20 protein-coding genes are annotated in these 24,162 nt (G+C 65.0%); 6 read left to right on the plus strand and 14 right to left on the minus strand.

All coding sequences use genetic code 11. From position 1 onward, the window contains the following. Positions 1-2: 2 nt before the first annotated feature. Positions 3-1,454, minus strand: coding sequence for a dihydropyrimidinase (gene hydA / locus RM190_RS05315; protein WP_311758369.1), 1,452 nt, complete (start codon positions 1,452-1,454; stop codon positions 3-5). A gap of 61 nt (positions 1,455-1,515) precedes the next feature. Next, positions 1,516-2,760 carry a Zn-dependent hydrolase gene (locus tag RM190_RS05320; RefSeq protein ID WP_390908006.1) on the minus strand — a complete coding sequence of 415 codons (1,245 nt, stop codon included), beginning with the start codon at positions 2,758-2,760 and terminating at the stop codon, positions 1,516-1,518. Positions 2,761-2,995: 235 nt separating this feature from the next. Between RM190_RS05320 and RM190_RS05325 the strand changes: the two genes are divergently transcribed. Then, on the plus strand, positions 2,996-3,622 hold the full coding sequence (locus RM190_RS05325) for a TetR family transcriptional regulator C-terminal domain-containing protein (RefSeq protein ID WP_311758371.1): 627 nt from the start codon (positions 2,996-2,998) through the stop codon (positions 3,620-3,622). On the opposite strand, the gene RM190_RS05330 is transcribed toward RM190_RS05325, so the two are convergent. The 9 genes from RM190_RS05330 to purD all read right to left on the minus strand — a co-directional run bounded on the left by RM190_RS05330 (position 3,607) and on the right by purD (position 15,160). Then, positions 3,607-5,028 (minus strand): mannose-1-phosphate guanylyltransferase/mannose-6-phosphate isomerase, encoded by a 1,422-nt coding sequence (locus RM190_RS05330; protein ID WP_311758372.1) that lies wholly within the window; start codon positions 5,026-5,028, stop codon positions 3,607-3,609. The two genes, RM190_RS05325 and RM190_RS05330, sit on opposite strands and share 16 nt — an antisense overlap. Positions 5,029-5,125: 97 nt before the next feature. Beyond that, positions 5,126-6,046: a 2-hydroxyacid dehydrogenase gene (locus tag RM190_RS05335; protein WP_311758373.1), complete on the minus strand. Its 921-nt coding sequence runs from the start codon at positions 6,044-6,046 to the stop codon at positions 5,126-5,128. Then, positions 6,046-7,185, minus strand: a complete 1,140-nt coding sequence (rodA, locus tag RM190_RS05340; protein WP_311758374.1) for a rod shape-determining protein RodA — start codon at positions 7,183-7,185, stop codon at positions 6,046-6,048. The genes RM190_RS05335 and rodA overlap by 1 nt, the downstream gene beginning before the upstream one ends. Position 7,186: 1 nt before the next feature. Further along, positions 7,187-9,130 (minus strand): penicillin-binding protein 2, encoded by a 1,944-nt coding sequence (mrdA, locus tag RM190_RS05345; RefSeq protein ID WP_311758375.1) that lies wholly within the window; start codon positions 9,128-9,130, stop codon positions 7,187-7,189. Between the two features lies 1 nt (position 9,131). Beyond that, a complete protein-coding gene (locus tag RM190_RS05350; RefSeq protein ID WP_311758376.1) occupies positions 9,132-9,662 on the minus strand; it encodes a rod shape-determining protein MreD in 531 nt (176 codons plus the stop codon). Then, a complete protein-coding gene (mreC, locus tag RM190_RS05355) occupies positions 9,655-10,617 on the minus strand; it encodes a rod shape-determining protein MreC (RefSeq protein WP_311758377.1) in 963 nt (320 codons plus the stop codon). Before mreC ends, RM190_RS05350 begins: the two co-directional genes overlap by 8 nt. 13 nt (positions 10,618-10,630) lie before the next feature. After that, a complete protein-coding gene (locus RM190_RS05360) occupies positions 10,631-11,665 on the minus strand; it encodes a rod shape-determining protein (RefSeq protein ID WP_311758378.1) in 1,035 nt (344 codons plus the stop codon). Positions 11,666-12,004: 339 nt separating this feature from the next. Next, positions 12,005-13,567 carry a 2-isopropylmalate synthase gene (locus RM190_RS05365; protein WP_311758379.1) on the minus strand — a complete coding sequence of 521 codons (1,563 nt, stop codon included), beginning with the start codon at positions 13,565-13,567 and terminating at the stop codon, positions 12,005-12,007. A gap of 330 nt (positions 13,568-13,897) precedes the next feature. After that, positions 13,898-15,160 carry a phosphoribosylamine--glycine ligase gene (purD, locus tag RM190_RS05370; RefSeq protein ID WP_311758380.1) on the minus strand — a complete coding sequence of 421 codons (1,263 nt, stop codon included), beginning with the start codon at positions 15,158-15,160 and terminating at the stop codon, positions 13,898-13,900. 104 nt (positions 15,161-15,264) lie between these two features. Here purD and xseA point away from each other — a divergent pair, with 104 nt between their 5' ends. Beyond that, entirely contained in the window at positions 15,265-16,845 is a 1,581-nt protein-coding gene (gene xseA, locus RM190_RS05375) for an exodeoxyribonuclease VII large subunit (protein ID WP_311758461.1), read from the plus strand. Between the two features lie 62 nt (positions 16,846-16,907). Here xseA and eda read toward each other — a convergent pair whose 3' ends face one another. The 3 genes from eda to RM190_RS05390 all read right to left on the minus strand — a co-directional run bounded on the left by eda (position 16,908) and on the right by RM190_RS05390 (position 19,490). Beyond that, a complete protein-coding gene (gene eda / locus RM190_RS05380) occupies positions 16,908-17,549 on the minus strand; it encodes a bifunctional 4-hydroxy-2-oxoglutarate aldolase/2-dehydro-3-deoxy-phosphogluconate aldolase (RefSeq protein ID WP_311758381.1) in 642 nt (213 codons plus the stop codon). A 111-nt stretch (positions 17,550-17,660) separates the two neighbouring features. Continuing rightward, positions 17,661-18,263 carry a DUF1190 domain-containing protein gene (locus RM190_RS05385; protein WP_311758382.1) on the minus strand — a complete coding sequence of 201 codons (603 nt, stop codon included), beginning with the start codon at positions 18,261-18,263 and terminating at the stop codon, positions 17,661-17,663. Positions 18,264-18,266: 3 nt separating this feature from the next. After that, positions 18,267-19,490 (minus strand): glutathionylspermidine synthase family protein, encoded by a 1,224-nt coding sequence (locus tag RM190_RS05390; protein WP_311758383.1) that lies wholly within the window; start codon positions 19,488-19,490, stop codon positions 18,267-18,269. Positions 19,491-19,677: 187 nt separating this feature from the next. Here RM190_RS05390 and RM190_RS05395 point away from each other — a divergent pair, with 187 nt between their 5' ends. From RM190_RS05395 to RM190_RS05410, 4 genes are all read left to right on the plus strand, one after another. After that, positions 19,678-21,267, plus strand: a complete 1,590-nt coding sequence (locus tag RM190_RS05395; protein ID WP_311758384.1) for an ABC transporter substrate-binding protein — start codon at positions 19,678-19,680, stop codon at positions 21,265-21,267. Between the two features lie 108 nt (positions 21,268-21,375). Next, positions 21,376-22,368, plus strand: coding sequence for an ABC transporter permease (locus tag RM190_RS05400; RefSeq protein ID WP_390908008.1), 993 nt, complete (start codon positions 21,376-21,378; stop codon positions 22,366-22,368). Further along, positions 22,365-23,273: a nickel transporter permease gene (gene nikC / locus RM190_RS05405; RefSeq protein ID WP_311758385.1), complete on the plus strand. Its 909-nt coding sequence runs from the start codon at positions 22,365-22,367 to the stop codon at positions 23,271-23,273. Before RM190_RS05400 ends, nikC begins: the two co-directional genes overlap by 4 nt. Next, positions 23,270-24,139 (plus strand): ABC transporter ATP-binding protein, encoded by an 870-nt coding sequence (locus tag RM190_RS05410; RefSeq protein WP_311758386.1) that lies wholly within the window; start codon positions 23,270-23,272, stop codon positions 24,137-24,139. The genes nikC and RM190_RS05410 overlap by 4 nt, the downstream gene beginning before the upstream one ends. The last annotated feature ends 23 nt before the right edge of the window (positions 24,140-24,162 follow it).

A 24,162-nucleotide genomic window follows, 5' to 3' on the forward strand; every position in this document is an offset into this window, starting at 1 on the left:
AATCAGACCCCGCTTGCCGGAATGCCCGCGCGCAGGACCGGGCGGGGTGCAGTCAGTTCCTTCCAGGCAGAAAGCGCGCGGTTCACGGCGGGGCGCGGTTCACGCGCGACGAATTCGCCATGCCCCTCGTGGCTGTCGACCTTGCCTTCGGTCACCGCCACCACGCCGCGGGTCAGGGTGAAGCGGGGCAGGCCCTTAACCCGGATCCCTTCGAAAACGTTGTAATCGATCGAGGATTGCTGGGTTCCCGCACTGATTGTCTTTTCCGCCTCGGGATCCCAGACCACAAGATCGGCATCCGAGCCGACCAGAACCGCACCCTTTTTGGGATACATGTTCAGGATCTTGGCGATATTGGTCGAGGTGACGGCGACGAATTCGTTTGGCGTCAGCCGACCGGTGCCGACCCCTTGCGTCCACAGGACCGGCATCCGGTCCTCCAGCCCGCCGGTGCCATTCGGGATTTTGGTGAAATCGCCGATGCCGGTGCGCTTCTGGGTCGTCGTAAAGGCGCAGTGATCGGTTGCGACGCAACTCAGGCTGCCCGATTGCAGCCCGGCCCACAGGCTGTCCTGATGCAGTTTGTTGCGGAATGGCGGGGACATGACGCGCCGTGCGGCATGATCCCAGTCCGGGTTGAAATACTCGCTTTCATCCAGAACCAGATGCTGGATCAGCGGCTCGCCCCAGACCCGCTTGCCGTGGGCGCGAGCGCGGCGGATCGCCTCGTGGCTGTCTTCGCACGAGGTATGGACGACGTAAAGCGGCACACCCGCCATGTCGGCGATCATGATGGCGCGGTTCGTGGCCTCGCCCTCGACCTGCGGCGGGCGGGAAAAGGCATGGCCCTCCGGCCCGGTATTACCCTCGGCCAGCAGGCGTGCGGACAGTTCGGCCACGACATCGCCATTCTCGGCATGGACCAGGGCGACGCCACCCAGATCGCCCACCCGGCGGAAGGACGCGAACATCTCGTCGTCATTCACCATCAGCGAGCCCTTGTAGGCCATGAAATGCTTGAAGCTGGTGATGCCGCGCTTCACCACCTCGTCCATCTCGTCAAAGACCTGCTCGCCCCACCAGGTGACGGCCATGTGATAGCTGTAATCGCAATGCGCGCGGCCGGACTTGTTGTCCCACATTTTCAGTGCGTCCATCAGCCCCTGACCGGGCGAGGGCAGGGCGAAATCCACGACCATGGTCGTCCCACCCGCCAGCGCAGCGCGAGTGCCGCTTTCGAAATCATCGGCCGAATAGGTGCCCATGAAGGGCATTTCCAGATGGGTGTGCGGATCGATTCCGCCCGGCATGACATAGCATCCGCTGGCATCCAGCACCGTGTCGCCGACCAGCCCCTCGCCTATGGCGGCGATGCGCCCCCCTTCGATCAGTACATCCGCCTTGTAGCTCAGATCCGCCGTGACGATGGTGCCGCCCCTGATGACCGTGCTCATCCCTCATCCCTTCATCGTTTCAGAAATACCCCGGGGGTGCGGGGGCAGCGCCCCTGCGGCGTCACGCGACGATCTCCGCCGTCTCCAGCACCGAATGCAGCAGCACGTCCGCACCCGCGCTGGCCCATTCCCGGCTGATATCCTCGGCCTCGTTATGGGACAGGCCGTCGACGCAGGGGCACATGATCATGACCGTGGGGGCAACCTTGTTGACCCAGCACGCGTCGTGCCCCGCGCCCGAGATGATGTCCATATGGCTATAACCCAGCCGCTCGGCCGAAGATCGGACGCGCCGGACCAGGGTTTCGTCGAAGGCCGGTGGATCGAACTGGCCGACGATCTCGGATGCGAATTCGCATCCCAGATCGGCGCAGATCGCCGGGGCCTTCGCGGTGAACTCCTTGACCATCTCCAGCAGGACAGGCAGCAGATGGCTTCGGAAATCGACCGTGAAAACAACCTTTTCCGGAATGATATTGCGGCTGTTTGGATAGACGTCGACATGCCCGATTGCACCGACCGCGTTGGGCTGGTGCTTCATTGCTATCTCGTGGACCAGTTCGGTCAGTTGCGCCAGGCCGCGACCGGCATTCCGGCGCATCCGCATGGGCGTTGACCCGGTGTGCTGGCCCTTTCCAGTCACCGTGCATTCGATCCAGCGCAGGCCCTGTCCGTGGGTGACGACCCCGATCTGGGTCGCTTCGGCCTCAAGGATCGGGCCCTGCTCGATATGGTATTCGAACATGGCGTGGATCTTGCGATCCCCCGGCGTCTCGTCGCCCTTCCAACCGATCCGGGCCAGCTCCTCGCCAAAGGTCTTGCCCTTGGCGTCATGGCGGGCATAGGCGTAATCCTGTTCGATGACCCCGGCGAACACGCCCGAAGCCAGCATGGCCGGAGCGAAACGGGTGCCTTCCTCGTTCGTCCAGTTTGTCACGACGATCGGCCGCCGTGTCCTGATTCCCAGATCCCGGATCGAGCGGATGACCTCGAGCCCCGCCAGAACGCCCAGAACGCCGTCATATTTGCCACCGGTCGGCTGGGTGTCCAGGTGACTGCCGACATAGACGGGGTCAAGATCCGGCTCGGCTCCTTCGTGGCGGAAGAACATGTTTCCCATCTGATCGACGGTCATTGCCATGCCCGCGTCTTCGCACCAATGCTGGAACAGGCGGCGCCCCTCGGCATCCTCGTCGGTCAGGGCTTGGCGGTTGTTGCCACCGGCAATGCCGGGGCCGATTTTCGCCATCTCCATCAGGCTGTCCCACAACCGGTCGGCATCGACCTTCATGTTGGCTGCGGGCATGACAGCGGTATCCGTTCCGCCAGGAGCAGTCGTCATCGCATTTCCTTCCTGTCTGGCCGCCGTCTCTTGCGGACGGTCGGCGGGATCGGGCGTCACGCGCGGGTTGGTCGGCACGCGCTGGCCCTCCCGCAAAATATTGACCATTTGGTCAGGATCAGGCTAGCACGGGTCCATGACCAGTCAAGCGCGGCGATATCAGTCCTTTGACGGATGGACCGCCTTTCACGGAAATCCCATGCAGGAACAGCCGCGTCGGCAAAGTCGTATTCAAAGAAAGAACCGAGAGGCGATCCTGACCGCCGCCCTGCGCGAATTTTCGGCACGCGGCTTTTCAGGGACGACCATCGACCAGATCGCCGAGACAGCGGGCCTGTCGAAGCCGAACGTGCTTTACTATTTCCAGTCCAAGGACGCGATCCACACTGCCCTGCTGCGGGGAATGCTGGACCTTTGGCTTGGCCCATTGCGCGATTTGCGGGCAGAGGGGGATCCGGCCGACCAGATCCTTGCCTATGCCCGCCGCAAGCTGGAAATGTCGCGCGACTATCCGCAGGAAAGCCGACTTTTCGCCAATGAGGTGCTGCAGGGGGCCGAGCGTCTGGCCCCGATCCTGGGCGGTGAACTGCGCGAGCTTGTCGATCAGAAATCCGCCCTGATCTCGGGCTGGATCGCGCAGGGAAAGATCGCGCAGGTCGATCCGCACCACCTGCTGTTCTCGATCTGGGCGCTGACCCAGCATTATGCCGATTTCGAGGTGCAGGTCAGGGCCGTGCTTGGCCCCGACCACGATCCCTATGCCGAGGCGCAGGTCTTTCTGGACCTGCTTTATCGGCGGCTTCTGAAGCCTCAGTTGCGGGAATAGACGTCCTCGTAGCGGACGATGTCATCCTCGCCCAGATAGGCGCCGGTCTGAACCTCGATCAGCACCATCGGCACCTTTCCGGGATTTTCCATCCGGTGGACAGCACCAAGGGGCACATAGATCGACTGGTTTTCGGTCACCAGTGTCACCACGTCGTCGACCGTGACCTTGGCGGTCCCGCTGACGACGATCCAGTGTTCCGAGCGGTGGAAATGCGATTGCAGCGACAGGGCCGCGCCGGGATTGACGACGATGCGCTTGACCTGGAAACGGTCGGCCAGCGCCAGCGTCTCGAACCAACCCCAGGGCCGGTGATCGCGCAGAAATGTCTCGGCCTGGCGCGCGCCCTTGGATTTCAGCGCGCTGACGGCCTTGCGGACCTCTTGCGCGCGGTCCATCCCGGCCACCAGCACGGCGTCCGAGGTGGCCACGACCATCACGTCCTCAAGCCCGATGCCGACGACCTCGATCCCTTCGTTCTGCGAGCGAAGCAGCACGTTGCGGCAATCGATCGCGGTCGAGCGTTCGTCGGTAACGGCGCCTTCCGGGGCAGGGGCGCCATCCTGGGCCTCTCGCCAAATCGCATCCCAGCCCCCCAGGTCGGACCAGTGTCCCGAGAAGCGGACGACCGACAGGTTGTCTGCCTTTTCCAGCACGGCATAGTCGATCGACAGGTCCGGCAGGCTGTCCCAGGGAGCTGGAGCCAGTCGCAGGAAACCAAGATCGTGGCGCGCCTCGTCCAGCGCCGCCTGCACGGGATCCAGAAATTCCGGGGCGTGGGTGCGGAAAGCCTCGATCATCGTGCGGGCGGAAAACAGGAAAATCCCGGCATTCCACAGGAAGTTCCCCTGTGCGATCATGGCCTCGGCCTTGGCGAGGTCGGGCTTTTCCACGAAGCGCTTCAGCGCGACCGGGCCTTCGGCGCATTCTTCGGCTTCCATGTAGCCATAGCCGGTTTCGGGACGGGTCGGGGTGATGCCGAAGGTGACGATCCGGCCCGAGCGGGCTGCAGGCTCGCCAAGATCGACGGCCCGGCCAAAAGCCTCGGCATCGGGAACGACATGGTCCGAGGGTGCGACCAGCAGCAACCCGTCGGGATCGGTCTGCGCCACGGTCAGCGCCGCGGCCAGGATCGCGGGCGCGGTATTGCGGCCCGAAGGCTCGATCAGGATACCGGCCGGGTCGATGCCCATGCTGGTCAGCTGCTCGGCCACGATGAAGCGGAAATCGGCATTGGTCATGACGATCGGCGCGGCATAGCGCGGCCCCGACAGTCTGCGGGCCGAGGCCTGGAACAGCGTCTCGTCACCGATCAGCGGTGCGAACTGTTTCGGAAAGCTCTTGCGAGAGACCGGCCACAGCCGGGTGCCCGATCCGCCTGCCAGAAGAACTGGGGTCATCACCATGCGTCACTCCCTCGGCGCGGGTGCCATTGAATTCAGCGTTGCAAGCCCAGTTATCCATTGGGATTTCGCGGCGCGCAAGCCGCGGAACGCGCCAGCGTCAATAGCCGCGCGTCAGGTCCACCCGATGCAGCAGCGGCTCACCCCGCATGGCGCGGCGCAGGTTCTCGGCCGCGACGGGGGCGGCGGTCTCCGGGCGGGTATCCGCGGCGATATGGGGCGTCACCGTCACGCGGGGATTGACCCAGAAAGGGTGATCTGCGGGCAGTGGCTCCTGCCGGAAGACATCCAGAATGGCATGGCCCAGATGCCCGCTGTCCAGCGCATGCAGCAGCGCGTCTTCGTCGATCAGGGTTCCGCGGCCGGCATTGATGATGACGGCCCCCTTGGGCAGCAGGGATAGCCGCGGCGCATCCAGGAGGTTTCGGGTCTCGGGTGTGTCGGGCAGCAGGCTGACAAGGATCTCGGCCCGGCGCAGGGCATCGGGAAGGGCTCGGCCGGGCAGGACTTCGACCCCGTCCACCGGGCGGCCGGATTGCGACCAACCGGTCACGCGGAAGCCCAAAGCGACCAGCGCGGCCGACACGGCGCGGCCCAATTCGCCCATCCCCAGCACCGTGACCCCACGGCCGGATGCCAAGGGCGGCACGACCCCGTTCCGCCAGACCCCGTCCTGGGGATAGTTGTCCATTCCCAGATGCGCGCGCATGGCCCAGCCAAGGCAATATTCCACCATGCCCTGGGCAAGCCCCGGATCGACCATGCGGCACAGGGGCTGGGTCAGGGTCGGGTTTGTCACGATCCGTTCGACCCCTGCCCACAGGCTTTGCACGACACGCGCACGGGTGAATGGGGTAAAGTCCAGTGTCGCACCATCCTCGGGATAGCCGGGGGCATAGATCAGCGCGTCGAAGCTGTCCGGGGCGCCGTCGCGGCACAGCTCCATCTCGGGGCAGGCGGCGGTCAGCGCCGGGGCCCATTCATCCCACTGGCGCGCGGGGGCAGCGAACAGAACCCGCATCAGCGCGGCCTGTGGACATGGGCGGATTGCAGGATTCCGAAACCCATCAGCAGGATCATGAGCGAGGTCCCCCCATAGCTGACAAGCGGCAAGGGTGAGCCCTTGGCGGGCAGCATACCCATCACCGTCGCCATGTTGATCGCGAAATACAGGAAAAACGTCCCCGCAATGCCTATGGTCATCAGGCTTGCGAAGCGGTCCTTGTTCGTCAACGCCGAATGCAGGCAGAAGCCCAGGATCAGGACGTAAAGCATCAGCAGCGAAGCCGCGCCGACAAAGCCGAATTCCTCGGCCAGCGAGGTGAAGATGAAGTCGGTATGCTTCTCGGGCAGGAAATTCAGGCGCGATTGGGTGCCCTGCATGAAGCCGCGTCCCGCCCAGCCGCCCGACCCCAGCGCGATCTGCGCCTGCATGATGTTGTAGCCAGCGCCAAGGGGGTCCGATCCGGGGTCAAGGAAGGTATCGATGCGCTTGAACTGGTAGTCGTGCAGCAATTGCCAATCGGTGCCCCGGCTTTCCATCACGGCGGTCACAAGGCCCACGACGATCGCGATGACGGCGCCGAAATACCACAGGCTGACCCCTGCGGCGAACATCACGATGCCACCGCCCGCGATCAGCATGACCGAGGTGCCAAGGTCCGGCTGCATCAGCACCAGTGCCGTCGGCGTCAGGATCAGCACGACCGGAATCAGCACCCAAAGCGGTCGCGACACCCTTTCGACCGGCAACCAGTCGTAATAGGCCGCCAGCGTCATTACGAAGGCGATCTTGGTCAGCTCGGACGGCTGGATGCGGATCGGGCCAAGGATCAGCCAGCGCTGCGCACCCATGCCGACATGGCCCATGACCTCGACCGCGATCAGCAGCAGCACGCAGATGACATAGGATACGACCGCAATCGACCGCCAGAACCAGATCGGCACGAAGGCAAGACCGATCATCAGCACCATGCCGATGGCAAAGCGCTCCATCTGCGGCATGGCCCAGCGGTCGATGTCGCCGCCAGAGACCGAATAGAGCATCAGGAACCCGATGCAACTGACTGCGGTGACAAGAAAAACCAGCGGCCAGTTCAGGTACAGGATCTTGCGCCAGCCGGTGGGGACGCGCTCGACCGAATAATCCAGGTAGCTCATTTCAGGCCTTCGCGCGGGTGGTCTTGGGGGTCGCGGGCGGCATCAGGTTCATCTTGGACCAGATCTCCTCGACCTTGGCGCGCTCTCCGTCGGGATAGGCCGAAAGCGGGGGCAGGCCATCTGCCAGCGCGAACAGCAGGATGTCGCGCGCAATCGGGCCCGCGACCGAGCCGCCGCCGCCGCCGTGTTCGACCACGACCGAGACGGCATAGCGTGGCATGTCATAGGGGGCGAAGCACACGAACAGCGCGTGGTCCCGCCGGTTCCACGGCAACTGGTCGTTCGATATGACGCCGCGCGCACGCTCGGCGGCGGTGATGTTCCTGACCTGGCTGGTGCCGGTCTTGCCGGCCATGCGCCATTCCTCGGTCTGGATGCGGGCGCGCCGGGCGGTCCCGCGGGCCGAGTTCATCACCGCGTCCATGCCCCCCTGCACGGTGCGCAGGAATAGGGGATTGATCCCAAGTTCGGGGAATTCCGGCACCTGTTCAACCGCGCCGTCGATGGACCGGACCAGCCGAGGCACCACCGCGCGCCCGGTCGCGACGCGAGCGGTCATCACGGCGAGTTGCAGCGGAGAGGCCAGCACATAGCCCTGTCCGATCGAGGCATTCAGAGAATCGCCGATCTGCCATTCCTGCTTGTAGCGCTCCATCTTCCAGGCGCGGTCGGGGGCGATGCCTTCAGTGATCGCGGACATGGGCAGGTCGTGACGGACCCCGATGCCAAGGCGGCGCGCCATCGCGGCGATGCGGTCGATGCCGACGCGCTGCGCGAGTTCGTAATAATAGACGTCGCAGGAATGTTCGAGGCTGCGGATCGCATCGACGGTGCCATGCCCGCCACGGCTCCAGCAGTGGAAGCGACGCCCGGCGACCTGGACGTAACCGGGGCAAAAGAAGCGCGTTCCGGGGTTGATGACGCCCGAATCCAGTCCGGCCAGCAAAGTAACCAGCTTGAAGGTCGAGCCGGGGGGATAGGCGCCCTGCACCGTCTTGTCGGCCAGCGGCCGGTGGTCATGCTGCATCAGTTCGCGGTAATCGGACGAGCTGATGCCCCGCACGAACTTGTTCGGATCGAAGACCGGAGAGGACGAGATGGCCAGAATGTCGCCATTCGTCACGTCCATGACCACTGCGGCGGCGCTTTCGACGCCCAGCCGCTGCGCCGTGAAGTTCTGAAGCCGGGCGTCCATCGTGGTTTGGACGGTCGCGCCCTGCTGGCCTTCCTGCCGCGACAGTTCGCGCATCTCGCGCCCCGCGCTGTTCACCTCGACACGGCGGTTGCCGGCCTTGCCGCGCAGGGATTCCTCAAGCTTGGCCTCCATCCCGACCTTGCCCAGCTGGAATTCGGGCAGGCGCAGGACAGGATCGGGGTTCTCGATCTTGGACAGGTCGAAATCCGAAACCGGGCCGACATAGCCCAGGACATGGGAAAAATCGCCAGCGCGCGGATAACTGCGCGAAAGGCCAGATTCCGGGGTCACGCCGGGCAGGGCCGGCGCGTTCAGTGCGACCGAGGAGAATTCCTGCCAGGTCAGCCGGTCCGCGACCATGACCGGCGTGACCGCGCTGCGCCGCCGGATCTCGGCAATCAGTTCGGCCGCCTGTTTGTCGGACATCGGGATGATGCGCCGCAGACGGGCCACGACGGTCGAGATGTCGCCCGCATCCTCTCGGGTCAGAGTGACGCGATAGTTCTGCTCGTTCCCGGCGATGATGATGCCGTTGCGGTCCAGGATCAGGCCCCGCGCCGGGGGCAGCAGGCGGATCTTGATCGAGTTGCCGTCCGACAGCATCCGGTATTGATCGGCATGCTCAAGCTGCATCGAGCGCAGCTTCAGTCCCAGCACGCTGATGACCGAGGCCTGAACCACGCCCAGCATCAGCAGCCGGCGCGAGATCGAACGGCTGCTCTCGGCGATTTCCTTCTGGGACTTGCGCATGTCAGCGACGCCTTGTGTCAGTATCGATGGGACTGCGGCGCAGCCCAAGGGGCCAGCGCAGCAATCCGGCGGTCAGCGGATAGGCCCCGATGGTCGCGATGAATTGCAGGATCACCTGTCCCAAGGGGGGCAGGGGCAGGAAGAAGACCGCCAGCACCAGCCGGTATCCCAGCATCATCAGGGCGAGCAGGATGACCACCCGCAGCCATTCAACCATGAACGGCAGCTCGCGCCAACGCTGCTCGCGATTTCTTGCGGCCTCGGTGCCCATGACGACGATCGCGGTCCACAGCCCCAGCGGGCGCAGCAGAAGGAAATCCTCCAGCAGGAACATCAGCGCGATCATCAGGACGGGAACCTGTTCGGGGCGCCGCAGCAACCAGGCCATGGTCAGGCAGATCGCCAGATCTGGCCCCGGCCAGGCGACCCGGCCGGGATTGAGCGGCATCAGCCGCAGGAACAGGATCGCAAGAAACAGCAGAACGAACAGGATCTGACCCGCGAGCCGTCGACGGCGCTGCGGCTCAATCATCCTCGGTCTCCTCGGGGGCGGCTTCCGGCTCGGCGGTGGCGGGGCCCTGGATCGCGGGATCGATGTCCATGGCCGCGGGCATCGGCGGTCCGATGAATTCGGCAGGAGGGGGCGGGATCAGCAGGCCGGTATCGGCCAGCCGCTCGGCCGGATGGCTGCGCAGGACGCGCAGGAATTCAAGGCGCCCGTAATCGGCGGCCAGGCGGACCCGCAGGCGTCCGTCGCTGGCCTGCGCCACCTGCCCGACCAACAGGCCGGGCGGAAAGACCCCGCCATCGCCGGAGCTGATGACCCGGTCGCCGGGGCGCAGGTTCTCGGGGCTTTCGATGAAGTCCAGCGCCGGGAAGGCGGTATTGTCCCCGCTGAGCAGGGCGTGCTGGCCCGATGGCAGGATCGTGACCGGGATGCGGCTGGATGGATCGGTCAGCAGCATGACGCGGCTGGTCGTCTCGCCCACGCCCGAGATGCGGCCCACCAGACCCAACCCGTCCATCGTCGCCCAGCCGTCAAGGATACCGTCGCGCGAACCCACGTTCAGCAACACGGATTGCCGGAACGCTGTCCCACTGTCGGTCAGCACCACGCCCGAGACCGAGGTCAGGGCCGGGTCGATGCGCACGTTGTTCTGTGCAAGAAGCTTGGCGTTTTCCTGTTCAAGCTGGACGGCGGCCTCTTTCCAGGCCGACATCTTCTGCAGCTCGCGCCGCAATTCCTGGTTCTGCTCGTAAAGCCGGGCATAGGATTCGAAGCCGGCGACCATGCGGCTAAGCCGCGTGACCGGGTTCATGATCCATTCGAAGCTGGGGACGAAGCGGTCGATTACCGCCGAACGCATCCGCTCGGCCCTGGGGCTGTCGATCTGCCAGAACAGGAAGATCGACAGCAGCACCAGAAGCAGCAGCGAGACGAGGATGCGGCGGACCGGAGCCGCGTAGTCTGGGCCCTTGCGCGCCATGGGCCTGACCTGATCAGCTGTCGTAGTCGATCACGTGGCGCAGCTGCTTTTCATATTCCAGCGCCTTGCCCGTACCCAGTGCGACACAGCTCATCGGCTGGTCGGCCAGGCTGATCGACAGGCCAGTCTGCTCGCGCAGCGCCAGATCGAGTTCGCCCAGCATCGCGCCGCCACCGGTCAGCATCACACCGCGGTCGACGATGTCGGCGGCCAGGTCCGGAGGGGTGGCTTCCAGCGCGACCATGACGGCCTCGCAGATCTGCTGCACCGGCTCGGCCAGCGCCTCGGCGACCATGGCTTGGGTGATCTCCATTTCCTTGGGGATCCCGTTCAGCAGGTCGCGGCCGCGCACCATGATGGTTGCGCCCCGGCCGTCGTCGGGCATGCGGGCGGTGCCGATCTGGGTCTTGACCCGTTCGGCGGTGGATTCGCCGATCAGCAGGTTGTGGTTGCGGCGCAGATAGTTGATCAGCGCGTCATCCATGCGGTCGCCGCCGATACGGACCGAACGTGCATAGACCACGTCGCCCAGCGACAGGACCGCGACTTCGGTGGTGCCGCCGCCGATATCGACGACCATGCTGCCGGTCGGCTCGGTGATCGGCATGCCGGCACCGATGGCGGCTGCAATCGGCTCGGCGATCAGGCCGGCCTTGCGGGCGCCCGCGGACAGGACCGACTGGCGGATCGCGCGTTTCTCGACCGGGGTCGCGCCATGCGGGACGCAGACGATGATCTTGGGCTTCGAGAAGGTCGTCCGGCGGAACACCTTCTTGATGAAATGCTTGATCATCTCTTCGGCGCTGTCGAAATCCGCGATGACGCCTTCGCGCATCGGACGGATCGCCTCGATCGAGCCGGGGGTCCGGCCCAGCATAAGCTTGGCATCCTCGCCCACGGCGAGGACCTGCTTCTTGCCGTCCTTGACATGATAGGCAACGACCGAAGGCTCGTTCAGGATGATGCCCTTGCCCTTCACATAGACCAGCGTGTTCGCGGTCCCCAGGTCGATTGCGATATCGGTGGAAAACAACCCGCCAAAGGCCATGTGATTATCCCTTCTGCCGTCCCTGCCTTGACGGCGTGATCCCCGTCGTTTGCCGACGGTCATTGTCCGATTGCCCCGATGAGTCGCCTCATCTTGGATTGGCTTCATATAGGCCGCGATTTCCGCCGCGGAAACCCGGTATTTTCGCTTGAGCGCGTGGGGGCCGTTGCGTCGTTTCAAGGTCCCGCGGGGCGCGGTCTTACCTGAATTTCGCGCCCCAATTCGCTGACATAGCTGGGTTTCGCGCAGGTTGCGACCCAGTTTTGCAGGCATCGAGGGCAGGCGCAAGAAAAGGGGCGGCCCCGCAGGCCGCCCCGTAATTCGTGTTCACGGATTCGTTCAGTGCGAATACATGCTGACCTGCTTGGAGTCGGCGCCTTCGCCGACCATCTCGCGGCGCAGCTTCAGGCGGTTCAGCGCCCCGACATAGGCCTTGACGCTGGCCAGGATCGTGTCGGTGTCGGCGGCCTGGCCGGTGGCGATGCGGCCCTCTTCCTCCATGCGGACGCTGACCGTGGCCTGCGCGTCGGTGCCCTCGGTCACGGCATGGACCTGATAGAGCTGAAGCACGGCATTATGCGGCCAGATCGCCTTCACGGCGTTGAAGCAGGCATCAACCGGGCCGTCGCCTTCTGCATGGACGGTCTTTTCCTCGTCGCCGACCACCATGGTCAGGTCGGCGGACTGGCCGTCGCTGCCGCAGACGACCCGCAGGTGCTTGACCTGCAGATAGTCGCTGTCGGTATTGGCGCTGCTGTCCTGCATCAGCGCGACCAGGTCGTCGTCATAGACTTCCTTCTTGCGGTCAGCCAGCGCCTTGAAGCGGACGAACACGTCCTTCAACTGGTTGTCGCCGACCTCATAGCCCAGGTCGCGCAGCTTGGCCCGCAGGGCGGCACGGCCCGAATGCTTGCCCATCGCGATATTCGCCTCGTTCAGGCCGATATCGGCGGGGCGCATGATCTCGAAGGTCTCGACGTTCTTCAGCACGCCATCCTGGTGGATGCCGGATTCGTGCAGGAAGGCGTTCTTGCCGACGATGGCCTTGTTGAACTGGACCGGGAATCCCGACACAGCCGCGACGCGGCGCGAGATGCCCATGATCTTGGTCGTGTCGATGCCGGTGTCAAAAGGCATGATGTCGTGACGCACCTTCAGCGCCATGACGACTTCCTCAAGCGCGGTGTTCCCGGCGCGCTCGCCCAGGCCGTTGATCGTGCATTCGACCTGGCGCGCGCCCGCCTCGACCGCGGCGAGGCTGTTTGCCGTCGCCATGCCCAGGTCGTTGTGGCAATGCGTCGCGAAAATGATCTCGTCTGCGCCCGGCACCCGCTCCAGCAGCATCCGGATCAGCGCGGCGGATTCGCGCGGCGCGGTATAGCCTACGGTATCGGGGATATTGATCGTGGTCGCACCCGCCTTGATCGCGATCTCGACCACCCGGCACAGATAGTCGTGTTCGGTTCGCGTCGCGTCCATCGGCGACCATTGCACGTTGTCGCACAGGTTGCGGGCATGGGTCACGGTCTGGTGGATGCGCTCGGCCATCTGGTCCATGTCCAGATTGGGAATCGCGCGATGCAGCGGCGAGGTGCCGATGAAAGTATGGATGCGCGGCTGGCGGGCGTGCTTCACGGCCTCCCAGCAGCGGTCGATATCGGGCAGTTGCGCACGGGCCAGACCGCAGATGACTGAGTTCTTCGACAGCTTGGCGATCTCGCTGACGGCGGCGAAATCGCCTTCCGAGGCGATGGGAAAGCCTGCCTCGATGATGTCGACGCCCATTTCATCGAGCATCTGGGCAATTTCCAGCTTCTCGGCATGGGTCATCGTGGCACCAGGCGACTGCTCGCCATCGCGCAGCGTGGTATCAAAAATCAATACACGGTTCTTGTCGGTCATTTTCGGGAATCCTTCTTTACGCTTGCTGGTCCGGGCGCAGCCAAACTGAGCGGTGGCCCGGAGACCCGCTCAGCGCAGCGTAAGAAGGAGAAGACCGCGGAGACTCACGGCAAAACGCGCGCCGATCTGCGCGTTCCGGGTGGTGGCGATGTGTCGCATCCGAGTCATGGCGCGGAATATAAGACCGCTCTCACCGGCTTGAAAAGGCAGAAATTGACGCTGCGGTAGAATTTTGAACCCGACCATGAAAAAGGCGGGGCAATCCGCGCGCCCCGCCCCGGTTTCACCGTTTCTCAAATACCCCGTGACCGCGCCGCCGGAGCTGTCCTCTCAAAGCGCGCGCCAACCGATGTCCCGGCGATAGAACCCGCCCGGCCAGTCGATCGCATCGGCCAGCGCATAGGCGCGCTCATGCGCCTCGGCCAGCGTCGCGCCGCGACCGGTCGCCGTCAGCACGCGCCCCCCGTTCGCCAGCCATTTGCCGTCCTGCCGCGCGGTTCCGGCATGAAAGACGATGCGGGTCGAATCCTCGGGCAGCCCGTCCAGCCCTCCGATTTCAGTGCCTTTCTGATAGGTGCCGGGATAGCCCCGAGCAGCAAGCACCACGGTCAGTGCGTGATCCTCGGCCCAGGTGACGGCGGCCTCGGCCAGGCGTCCCTCGGCACAGGCCAGAATCAGGTCCAGCGCCTGTGCGCCCAGCCGCATCATCAGCACCTGGCATTCGGGATCGCCGAAGCGGACATTGTATTCCACCAGCCGCGCGTGCCCGTCCTCGATCATCAGCCCGGCGTAAAGGATTCCCTGGAACGGCGTGCCGCGGCGGGCCATCTCGGCCACGGTGGGCTGCACGATCTCGGCCATCACGCGATCCTGGATTGCCTGCGTCAGGACCGGGGCAGGGGAATAGGCGCCCATGCCGCCGGTATTCGGGCCGGTATCGCCCTCGCCGACGCGCTTGTGATCCTGCGCCGTGCCGATGGGCAGGCAGTCGGTGCCGTCGCACAGGATGAAGAAGCTTGCCTCTTCCCCCGACATGAACTCCTCGATCACGACCTCGGCCCCGGCATCGCCGAACGTGCCGCCAAACGCGTCGTCGATGGCGCTCAGGGCCTCATCCTCGGTCATGGCGACCGTGACGCCCTTGCCGGCGGCCAGACCGTCTGCCTTGACGACGATCGGCGCGCCCTTGGCACGGATATAGTCGCGCGCGGGCCCGGCCGCGTCAAAGCGCGCCCAGGCGGCCGTCGGCGCATTGCAGGCATCGCAGATTTCCTTGGTGAAGCCCTTCGACGCCTCAAGCCGCGCTGCCGCTGCCGAGGGGCCAAAGACCAGAATCCCGGCACTGCGCAGATCATCTGCGACGCCGGCCGCCAGCGGCGCCTCGGGTCCGACGATCACCAAGTCGATTGCATTCTCCTCGCAAAAGCCGATGACGGCAGCGCCCGACAGGATGTCCAGTTCCGCCAGGCGTGCGACAGCGGCCATGCCGGGATTGCCGGGGGCGACGAACAGTCTGTCGCATTTCGGATTCTGCCGGACCGCCCAGGCCAGCGCATGTTCGCGCCCGCCGCTGCCGAGGATCAGGATATTCATGCGATGGCCCTTCCTTGCGATGTCTCGCGCCTTCTAGGAATTGCCCCGCTCCGGATCAATCCGAAACTGCCCTTGATCCCGGCCCGCAGGCGCGCCAGAACCGGATCATGGAACTGTTCGAAGACGCCCCCGGCAGCAATGCGCATGAATTCACCGTGTCGGAGCTTTCCGGCGCCGTCAAACGCACGCTTGAGGGCGAGTTCGGCCGCGTCCGCGTTCGTGGAGAGATCGGGCGCGTCTCCCGCCCCTCGTCGGGGCATCTGTATTTCGATCTCAAGGATGACCGCTCGGTCATCGCGGCAGTCACCTGGAAAGGGCAGGCCGCGCGCCTCTCGACCCGCCCCGAAGAGGGGATCGAGGTCATCGCGACCGGTCGCCTGACCACCTTTCCCGGCCAGTCGAAATACCAGTTGATCGTCGACGAGATCGAGCCGGCAGGCGCCGGGGCGCTGATGATGATGCTGGAAAAGCGCCGCAAGGCCTTGGCCGCCGAAGGGCTTTTCGACGAGGCAAGAAAGCGTCCGCTGCCGTTTTTGCCGCGCGTGATCGGTGTCGTGACCTCACCTTCGGGGGCGGTCATCCGCGACATCCTGCACCGGCTGCGCGACCGTTTTCCGACCCGCGTGCTGATCTGGCCGGTGGCCGTTCAGGGCGAAGGCTGCGCCCCGCAGGTCACGGCGGCAATCCAGGGCTTCAACGCACTTGATCCCGCTGGTCCGATCCCGCGGCCGGACCTGATCATCGTCGCGCGGGGCGGCGGCAGCCTGGAAGACCTTTGGGGCTTCAACGAGGAAACGGTCGTGCGCGCTGCCGCGGCCAGCCGTATTCCCCTGATTTCGGCGGTAGGGCACGAAACCGACACCACGCTGATCGACTTCGCTTCGGACCGTCGCGCCCCGACCCCCACCGCAGCGGCCGAAATCGCGGTTCCGGTGCGCGCCGAGCTTGCGGCCCGGCTGGGCGAAAGCGGGATCCGCATGATCCGCGCGGCGCGATCGCGCCATGACCGCCACCGGCAAAGACTGACCGATCTGGCCCGTGCGCTCGGCCGTCCGCAGGCGCTGACCGATCCCGCGCGGCAGCGTTTCGACCTGTTCGCGGAACGGCTGGAACCGGCCCTGCGGGCCTTTGTCCGCAGTCGCAGGGATCGTCTGAACGCGCTTCCCTTGTCGCTTTCGGCATTGCGCAGCGGGTTGCGCGGCCGGCGCGAACGGCTTGAGGATCAGGCCCGCCGCCTGCCGCTTTGCGCCGAACGACAGCAGGCGCGTCAGCGCGAACGGCTGGCGGGGCTTTCGGAACGTCTGGACCGTGCCCGTCAGCGCACATTGGCCCAGGCGCAGCGCGACATCGCGCGCGAGAGTGATCGCATCTCGGCGCTGACCCGCAGGCTGATTGCGGCGGGCGCAAGGCTGCTGCCGCCCCGCCGCGAAAGGCTGGAACGCATCGACCGCCTGCGCCAGACCCTTGGATATAACGAGACCCTTCGCCGGGGCTATGCGATCGTGCGGGGGCCGCAGGGGCTGATCACCAGCGCTGCGCAGGCCATGCAAACGCCGCGTTTCGAGATCGAGTTCGCGAATGACGACCGCATGCAGGCGCGCCCCGACGCGCCCGCAAAGCCGCCCCGCAAGGACCCCAAGGATGGCAGCGAAGGGCAGGGCAAGGACCAGAAGTCCCTGTTCTGATCTCACATCTCACCGTTTTGGAAATACCCCGGGGGTCCGGGGGCAGCGCCCCCGGCGCGGAATCAGCCGCGCAGCGCGGCCGCAGCGCGGGCGCGTTCTTCGATCGCGGACCAGTTTCCGGCTGCCACCTCTGCATCGGGCGAAATCCAGCTGCCACCGACGCAGATGACGTTCGGCAGGGCAAGATAGTCGGGCGCATTCGTCGGCGTGACCCCGCCGGTCGGGCAGAAGCTGACCTGGGGCAGGGGCCCCGCCAGAGATTTAAGCGATTTCGCCCCGCCCGCTGCCTCGGCCGGAAAGAATTTCAGCATGGAGTAGCCATATTCCATCGCGCGCATCACCTCCGAGGCCGTGACGGCACCCGGCAGCAAGGGCAGGCCGATTTCTTCGCAGGCACGGACTAGGCGGTCGGTCGCGCCGGGCGAGACGGCAAAGCTGGCGCCCGCATCCTTGGCGCGCTTCGCGTCGTCCGGGGTCAGGACGGTCCCGGCGCCGACATGCCCGCCCGGCACCTTCGCCATTTCGCGGATCGCGTCCAGCGCGGCAGGGGTGCGCAGGGTGACTTCCAGCACCGGCAGTCCGCCCGCGACCAGCGCGGTCGCAAGCCCTTCGGCCCGCGCGGCGTCGCCGATCACCAGAACCGGGATGACCGGGGCGAGTTCGCAAAGTGCGCGGCTGTTCCGGGACTGGATTTCGGGGGTCATGGGCATTCCTCGACTGTCAGGCAGGGCGGTAAGGTTCGGGCGCAGACTGCGCCTTTCCACGGGCGGGATCAAGATCACGTGTTAGCGTTAGCAACCGGTCGCGTAGGACGATCAGCCCCCGAACGTCCGGCTGCCGCTGCTGGGCTGGGCGGTCCGCGCCGCGCCAAAGCCACCCCGCTGGCGCACTTCGGTCGCGCTCATCGGCGGCTTGCCCAGCGTCGTCGGCGCGCGCTGGAAGGTCTGCGACGGCACCTTGCCCGTGCCGCGGTTGCTGGCAAAGGTCTGGTCGCCCTTGGGCGTGGCATAGCGCCCGTCCGCAGTCCGCACCATCGGCTGGGAAAAGATGCCGCCACCCCGCGACAGCATCGACCCCATCATGTAGCCGACCAGAAGCGGCATGAAGGAAAATCCGCCTCCCGATTGCTGCGCAGCCGGATCGCCACCGCAATTCCCCTCGCCATGTTCCTGTTCGCAAAGCTCTTTCGAGGCATAGCGCGGCGCGGTCTCGGCGAACTCTTTCTGCGCGGCGGCGAAGTTCTTGCGACAGTCGTCCTCGGTGAACCACATGCTGTTTTCCTTGCTGGCAGCGACGCAGCTTTCCAGGTCGGGAAAGGATTGGGCATCGACCTGGTCCTCCTTGCATCCGGCCAGGGCAAGGGTCGCGGTTCCGGCAAGGACCAGGGCGACATGGCGCGAGCGTTTGCGTGAGATCATCTGTCAGCCCTCGATGAAATGTGGTTTGAACCGGGACAGGTTGTGGGTGATGCGCGCCCGGTCTTCGCGCAGGCCGAGCCCGCAGCACTCCTCGCCCACCATCCATGCGCCCAGAACCGGGTGGAAGCCGTCGAATTCCGGCAGTGGCGCCAGCGCCTGCAGGATCATCGGGTGATGAGAGTAGGTGTCATCCGGGGTCGAGGCCGTCTCGCGCCCATCCTGGAAAATGCTGACTCCCGCTCCCTCGCGCGAAAAGAGCGGCTTGGTGACATGGCCCGCGCGAAGCTGCGATTGCGCGACGTCCCAGCCTCGGGCGATCCGCGCGGCGGGGGTGCCGCCCGACAAGACCGCGGCGACCTCGTCCATGAAGAAGGCGGGCAACAGGTTCGGGTGGCCGGGGAACATTTCCCACAGCAGTGGCAAAAGGCCCTTGTTCGAAAGGATCGCCTTCCACGGCGGTTCAAGAAAGCGCGTCCCCGAGGATTGCAATTGCTCCGCGAAATCGTCGCGCAGCATGTCTTCCCAAGGGTAAAGCTTGAACAAAGTTCCTATGACGCGCGACTCGGCATCCGCGAACTGCCCTTCCTCGGACAGCCCGATCTGCGCGAGATCGGTGAAATGGGCGCCAAGGCCTGCTTCGCGCGCGGCCCACGCCAGCGTCTCGACAGTGGCATAATCTTCGGGGTTCTGCGCATCGGCGGCGAAATGGACCTCTTCGCCCGCAGCGATGATTTCGCCGAAGCGCGCGACCATCGCCTCGTGGATCGAGTTGAACTGGTCGGTGTCCGGACCAAGTACGCCCAAGGCCTGCTGCTGTTCCAGCCAGAGCCATTGGAAGGAGGCCGATTCGTAAAGCGATGTCGGCGTGTCGGCGTTGTATTCCAGCAGCTTCGCCGGTCCCTCGCCATCATAGCAAAGATCGAAACGGCCATAGAGTTCGGGTTCGCCCTGACGCCAGCTTTCCGCGACGAAGTCCCAGTGCTCGGCCGGAATGGCAAGGCGCGTCAGCCATTCGTCATCTGCGATGACGCGGGCCACGGCTTCGCGCGACATCTGGTGCAATTCGTTGCAGGGGGCTTCCAGATCCTCCTCGACCTGGCGAAGCGTCAGCCGATAGGCGCTGGTTTCGTCCCAATAGGGTTCCCCGCCCATGTCGGCGAAGGTGAAGCCCAGCTCGCGGGCCTCGTCGCGCCAGCCGGGGCGCTCGGGCAGATTGCGTTTTTCCATGGTCACTCCTTGCTTCCGACATGGAGGACTGCTGCCAGATGCGCAACCCTGCTGGGCAATTCGTCGTGTCCGGGTGGCTTGCAAGCCATTGCTTGCATTGCGGGCACTTGCCCAGACCATATCTTCGCGCCAAGGTATGGGCATCAAGCCGCTTCTGAACGCGGTGCGACAACAGGGAAAACCTATCATGAAACAGTTTTCGCTTCGCGCGATCCTGCTGGCAACCTCGGTGGCGCTGGCTCCTGCGGCTTTCGCCGAAACCCCGGCAGACACTCTGGTCGTCGCGGCGCAGATCGACGACATCATCAGCCTCGATCCCGCGCAAAGCTTCGAATTCTCGGGCAATGACGTCGACAACAACCTGTACGACCGCATTGTCGATTTCGACCCGACGGACCTGAATGCCGGGTTCAAGCCCAGCCTGGCGCAGTCGTGGGAAGTCACCGATGGTGGCAAGACCATCACCCTGACCATGCGGGACGGGGTCAAGTTCCACTCGGGCAACCCTGTCCGGGCCGAGGATGCCGCCTGGTCGCTGCAGCGTGCGGTCAAGCTGAACAAGTCGCCCGCCTTCATCCTGAACCAATTCGGCTTCACGCCCGAGAACGTGGACCAGATGGTCACCTTTGACGGCAACAAGCTGATCCTGAAGCTTGACCAGCCCTATGCCCAATCCTTCGTCCTGAACTGCCTGGCCTCGAACGTGGCTGCGGTCGTCGACAAGGAAACCGTCATGTCCCATGTCGAGGGCGATGACCTGGGCAATGCGTGGCTTTCCACGAACGAGGCCGGCTCCGGTCCCTATACCCTGGCCGCCTGGCGCCCGAACGAGGCTGTCCAGTTCGCCGCCTTCGATGACTACTGGCAGGGCGCGCCGGTCATGAAGCGCGTGATCGTCCGCCACGTCCAGGAAAGCAGTGCACAGCGTCTGCTGCTGGAGCAGGGCGACATCGACGTTGCCCGCAACCTGACGCCGACCGACGTGGATGGCATCACCGGCAATGACAAGCTGGCGGTCGGGACCGAACCGCGTGGCCGCATCCTCTACATGGGCCTCAGCCAGAAAGACCCGCTGCTGTCCAAGCCCGAGGTGGTCGAGGCGATCAAGTACCTGGTCGATTACTCGGGGATCGAGGGCAGCTTCCTGAAGGGGCAGTTCAAGATCCACCAGAACATCCTGCCCGAGGGCTATCTTGGCGCATCGGACGAGAATCCCTGGACCTATGATATCGCGAAGGCGAAGAAGATCCTGACCGATGCCGGGATCACCTCGGGGACGGTCAAGACCTCGGTCCGCGACATTCAGGAATACGTGAACATCGCCCAGACCCTGCAGGCATCGATGGCGCAGGTCGGACTGACGCTGGAAATCCAGCAGATGACCGGCGCGCAGGTGCTGGACGCCTATCGTGCGCGTTCTGTCCCGATCTTCATCGGCGAGTGGGGCCCGGATTACGCAGATCCGAACACCAACGCCTCCACCTTCGCCTATAACCCCAACAATGCCGATGACGCGAAGCTGTCGCAGCTTGCCTGGCGCAACAGCTGGGCAGTGCCGGACGACATGAACAAGGCCACGGTTGCCGCCACACTGGAAGGCGATACCGAGAAGCGGGTCCAGATGTATCAGGACATCCAGAAGGAATACCGCGACATCGCGCCGATCATCCCGCTGTTCCAGCGTATCGAGCAGGCGGGTATGCAGAAGAACGTCAAGCACTGGAACGCGGGCGGCGCCGTCGCCTCGGTCTATTACCGCCAGGTCACGAAGGAATAAACGTTGACCGATACCGACCTTGCGCGGGCTTCGGGGCAGGACAACCTGCCCCAGGGCCCGCGCGGCGCGCCCAAGGGGCGCAGCCGACTGCGCCGCAGGGCCAGAAGCGTGGGGGGCGTGGCGCTGTCGCTGTGCCTGACGCTGCTTGGCCTGCTCATGGTAACCTTCATCATCGGCCGGGTCATGCCGATCGACCCCGTCCTGAAAGTCGTCGGAGAGCGGGCGACCCAGGCCCAGTACGATGCCGCCTATCAGGCGATGGGGCTTGACCTTCCGCTGTGGGAACAGTTCCTGCGCTATATGGGCGAGGTGTTGAGGGGCGATTTCGGACGCTCGATCTCGACCGGGCATGCGGTGATCGACGATTTGCGCCGGGTATTCCCGGCCACGCTGGAACTGGCGATGCTGGGCACGCTGATCGGTGTCTTCGTGGGGGTGCCGCTGGGCGTGATCGCGGCCGCGCGGCGCGGCGGTTGGGTGGACCAGGTGGCACGCGTCGTGGCGCTTGTCGGCTATTCGATGCCGATCTTCTGGCTGGGGCTGATGGGGCTTTTGCTGTTCTACGGCATCCTCGGCTGGATCGGGGGGCCGGGACGGCAGGGGATCATCTTTGACGGCATGGTTCCCGTCACAACCGGCATGATCCTTGTCGACAGCCTGCTGGCCGGGGATTGGGGCGCGTTCACGGATGCCTTCAGCCACATCATCCTGCCCGCCAGCCTGCTGGGATATTTCAGCCTGGCCTATATCAGCCGCATGACGCGCAGCTTCATGCTCGAGCAACTTTCTTCGGAATATGTCACCACCGCGCGGGTCAAGGGCCTCAGCGAGCGGCGCGTGGTCTGGGGTCATGCCTTCCGCAACATTCTGGTGCCGCTGGTCACGGTGATCGCGCTCAGCTTCGGGTCGCTGCTGGAAGGCTCGGTCCTGACCGAGATCGTGTTTAGCTGGCCCGGCATCGGCCAATACATCACCAAGGCGCTGCTTGCGGGCGACATGAATGCGGTCCTGGGCGGGACGGTGCTGATCGGCACCTGCTTCGTCGCGCTGAACCTGCTGTCCGACATTCTCTATCGCGTGCTGGACCCGAGGGCGAAATGACCGAGATGACGACACGCGCCTGGCTTCTGTCCGACGCGCCGCAAACCCGCCGACAGGCGCGGCTGGGAGCAATCTATCAGGGCTGGTTGACCTTTCGGGCGAACAAGCTGGCCATGCTGGGACTGGTGATCCTGGTCCTGCTGGTGCTGATGGCGATCTTCGCACCCTGGCTGTCGCCGCAGGATCCCTTTGCGCAGAACCTGGCAGACCGGCTGAAGCCGCCGTCATCGGCGCATTTGCTGGGAACGGATGCGCTGGGACGGGACATCCTGTCGCGGCTGATCCACGGGTCGCGCATCACGCTGTTCATCGTCGGTACGGTGGCGTTGATCGCGCCGGTGATCGGTCTTTTCGTCGGCACGGTCGCAGGCTTTGCCGGAGGCTGGGTCGACCAGGCCCTGATGCGGATCACCGACATCTTCCTGGCGTTCCCGAAGCTGATCCTGGCGCTGGCTTTCGTCGCGGCACTGGGACCGGGGATCGGCAATGCCGTGCTCGCGCTCGCCATTACGTCATGGCCGCCCTATGCGCGCCTTGCCCGGGCCGAGACGCTGACGATCCGCAATGCCGATTACATCGCCGCCGCCCGCCTTCAGGGCGCGGGACCCCTGCGTCTGCTGATCGGCCATGTCTGGCCGCTTTGTGTTTCGTCCCTGATCGTGCGGGTGGCGCTGGACATGGCGGGGATCATCCTGTCGGCGGCCGGCCTGGGCTTCCTTGGTCTCGGGGCGCAGCCGCCGATGCCGGAATGGGGTGCGATGATCTCGGACGGGCGGACCTATATCCTCGATTTCTGGTGGGTCGCGGCAATGCCCGGCATGGCGATCTTTATCGTCAGCCTGGCCTTCAACCTGCTTGGCGACGGCCTGCGCGACGTCCTGGACCCCAAGGGGGCGAAAGAATGACCGAACCGTTGCTGTCAGTTCGCGACCTGCGCGTCAGTTTCCCGACCCGTTCTGGCCGCTTCGATGCGGTGCGGGGCGTCAGCTTCGATCTTGGCCGCGAAAGGCTGGGGGTCGTGGGCGAATCCGGGTCGGGCAAGTCCATGACCGGGCGCGCCATCCTTGGCCTTGTCCGCCCACCGGGCAAGGTCTCGGCCGAACGGATGACCCTGAATGGCGAGTCGATCCTGAACCTGCCCGAACGCCGGATGCGCGCCTTGCGTGGCGCGCGCATCAGCATGGTGATGCAGGATCCGAAGTTCAGCCTGAACCCGGTGATGACCGTCGGCCAGCAGATCATGGAGGCCTATCGCCTGCATTCCGGCGAAGGCGGCCGCGCCGCCCGCGACAAGGCGCTGGAAATGCTGCGCGCGGTCCAGATCCGCGATCCGGAACGGGTCTTCGACGCCTATCCGCACGAGGTTTCGGGCGGCATGGGTCAGCGCATCATGATCGCCATGATGCTGGCACCCGACCCCGAGATCCTGATCGCGGACGAGCCGACCTCGGCGCTGGACGTTTCGGTCAGGAACGAGGTGCTGCGGATCATGGATCGCCTTGTGACCCAACGGGGCATGGGGCTGATCTTCATCAGCCATGACCTGAACCTGGTCGCGCAGTTCTGCGACCGGGTGCTCATCATGTATGCCGGCCGGGTGGTCGAGGAGCTGGCGGCCCGCGACCTGCATCTGGCGCGCCATCCCTATACCCAGGGCCTTTTGAACAGCCAGCCGCGGCTGGACCACCCGGTCCAGCGCCTTCCGGTTCTTGAACGCCAGGACAGCTGGCGTGACGACCAGCTGGCGACACCCTTGCCCGGAGGGTTGTGACATGCGCTGTCACCGTTTCTCAA

This window comes from Paracoccus broussonetiae (assembly GCF_031854425.1).
In the GTDB taxonomy this organism is placed as follows: domain Bacteria; phylum Pseudomonadota; class Alphaproteobacteria; order Rhodobacterales; family Rhodobacteraceae; genus Paracoccus; species Paracoccus broussonetiae.

What these genes read in the sequence shown, in the direction of transcription:
- hydA (WP_311758369.1), bottom strand. Translation starts at nt 1,454, where the DNA reads ATGAGCACGGTCATCAGGGGCGGCACCATCGTCACGGCGGATCTGAGC.
- RM190_RS05320 (WP_390908006.1), bottom strand. Translation starts at nt 2,760, where the DNA reads ATGCCCGCAGCCAACATGAAGGTCGATGCCGACCGGTTGTGGGACAGC.
- RM190_RS05325 (WP_311758371.1), top strand. Translation starts at nt 2,996, where the DNA reads ATGCAGGAACAGCCGCGTCGGCAAAGTCGTATTCAAAGAAAGAACCGA.
- RM190_RS05330 (WP_311758372.1), bottom strand. Translation starts at nt 5,028, where the DNA reads ATGGTGATGACCCCAGTTCTTCTGGCAGGCGGATCGGGCACCCGGCTG.
- RM190_RS05335 (WP_311758373.1), bottom strand. Translation starts at nt 6,046, where the DNA reads ATGCGGGTTCTGTTCGCTGCCCCCGCGCGCCAGTGGGATGAATGGGCC.
- rodA (WP_311758374.1), bottom strand. Translation starts at nt 7,185, where the DNA reads ATGAGCTACCTGGATTATTCGGTCGAGCGCGTCCCCACCGGCTGGCGC.
- mrdA (WP_311758375.1), bottom strand. Translation starts at nt 9,130, where the DNA reads ATGCGCAAGTCCCAGAAGGAAATCGCCGAGAGCAGCCGTTCGATCTCG.
- RM190_RS05350 (WP_311758376.1), bottom strand. Translation starts at nt 9,662, where the DNA reads ATGATTGAGCCGCAGCGCCGTCGACGGCTCGCGGGTCAGATCCTGTTC.
- mreC (WP_311758377.1), bottom strand. Translation starts at nt 10,617, where the DNA reads ATGGCGCGCAAGGGCCCAGACTACGCGGCTCCGGTCCGCCGCATCCTC.
- RM190_RS05360 (WP_311758378.1), bottom strand. Translation starts at nt 11,665, where the DNA reads ATGGCCTTTGGCGGGTTGTTTTCCACCGATATCGCAATCGACCTGGGG.
- RM190_RS05365 (WP_311758379.1), bottom strand. Translation starts at nt 13,567, where the DNA reads ATGACCGACAAGAACCGTGTATTGATTTTTGATACCACGCTGCGCGAT.
- purD (WP_311758380.1), bottom strand. Translation starts at nt 15,160, where the DNA reads ATGAATATCCTGATCCTCGGCAGCGGCGGGCGCGAACATGCGCTGGCC.
- eda (WP_311758381.1), bottom strand. Translation starts at nt 17,549, where the DNA reads ATGACCCCCGAAATCCAGTCCCGGAACAGCCGCGCACTTTGCGAACTC.
- RM190_RS05385 (WP_311758382.1), bottom strand. Translation starts at nt 18,263, where the DNA reads ATGATCTCACGCAAACGCTCGCGCCATGTCGCCCTGGTCCTTGCCGGA.
- RM190_RS05390 (WP_311758383.1), bottom strand. Translation starts at nt 19,490, where the DNA reads ATGGAAAAACGCAATCTGCCCGAGCGCCCCGGCTGGCGCGACGAGGCC.
- RM190_RS05395 (WP_311758384.1), top strand. Translation starts at nt 19,678, where the DNA reads ATGAAACAGTTTTCGCTTCGCGCGATCCTGCTGGCAACCTCGGTGGCG.
- nikC (WP_311758385.1), top strand. Translation starts at nt 22,365, where the DNA reads ATGACCGAGATGACGACACGCGCCTGGCTTCTGTCCGACGCGCCGCAA.
- RM190_RS05410 (WP_311758386.1), top strand. Translation starts at nt 23,270, where the DNA reads ATGACCGAACCGTTGCTGTCAGTTCGCGACCTGCGCGTCAGTTTCCCG.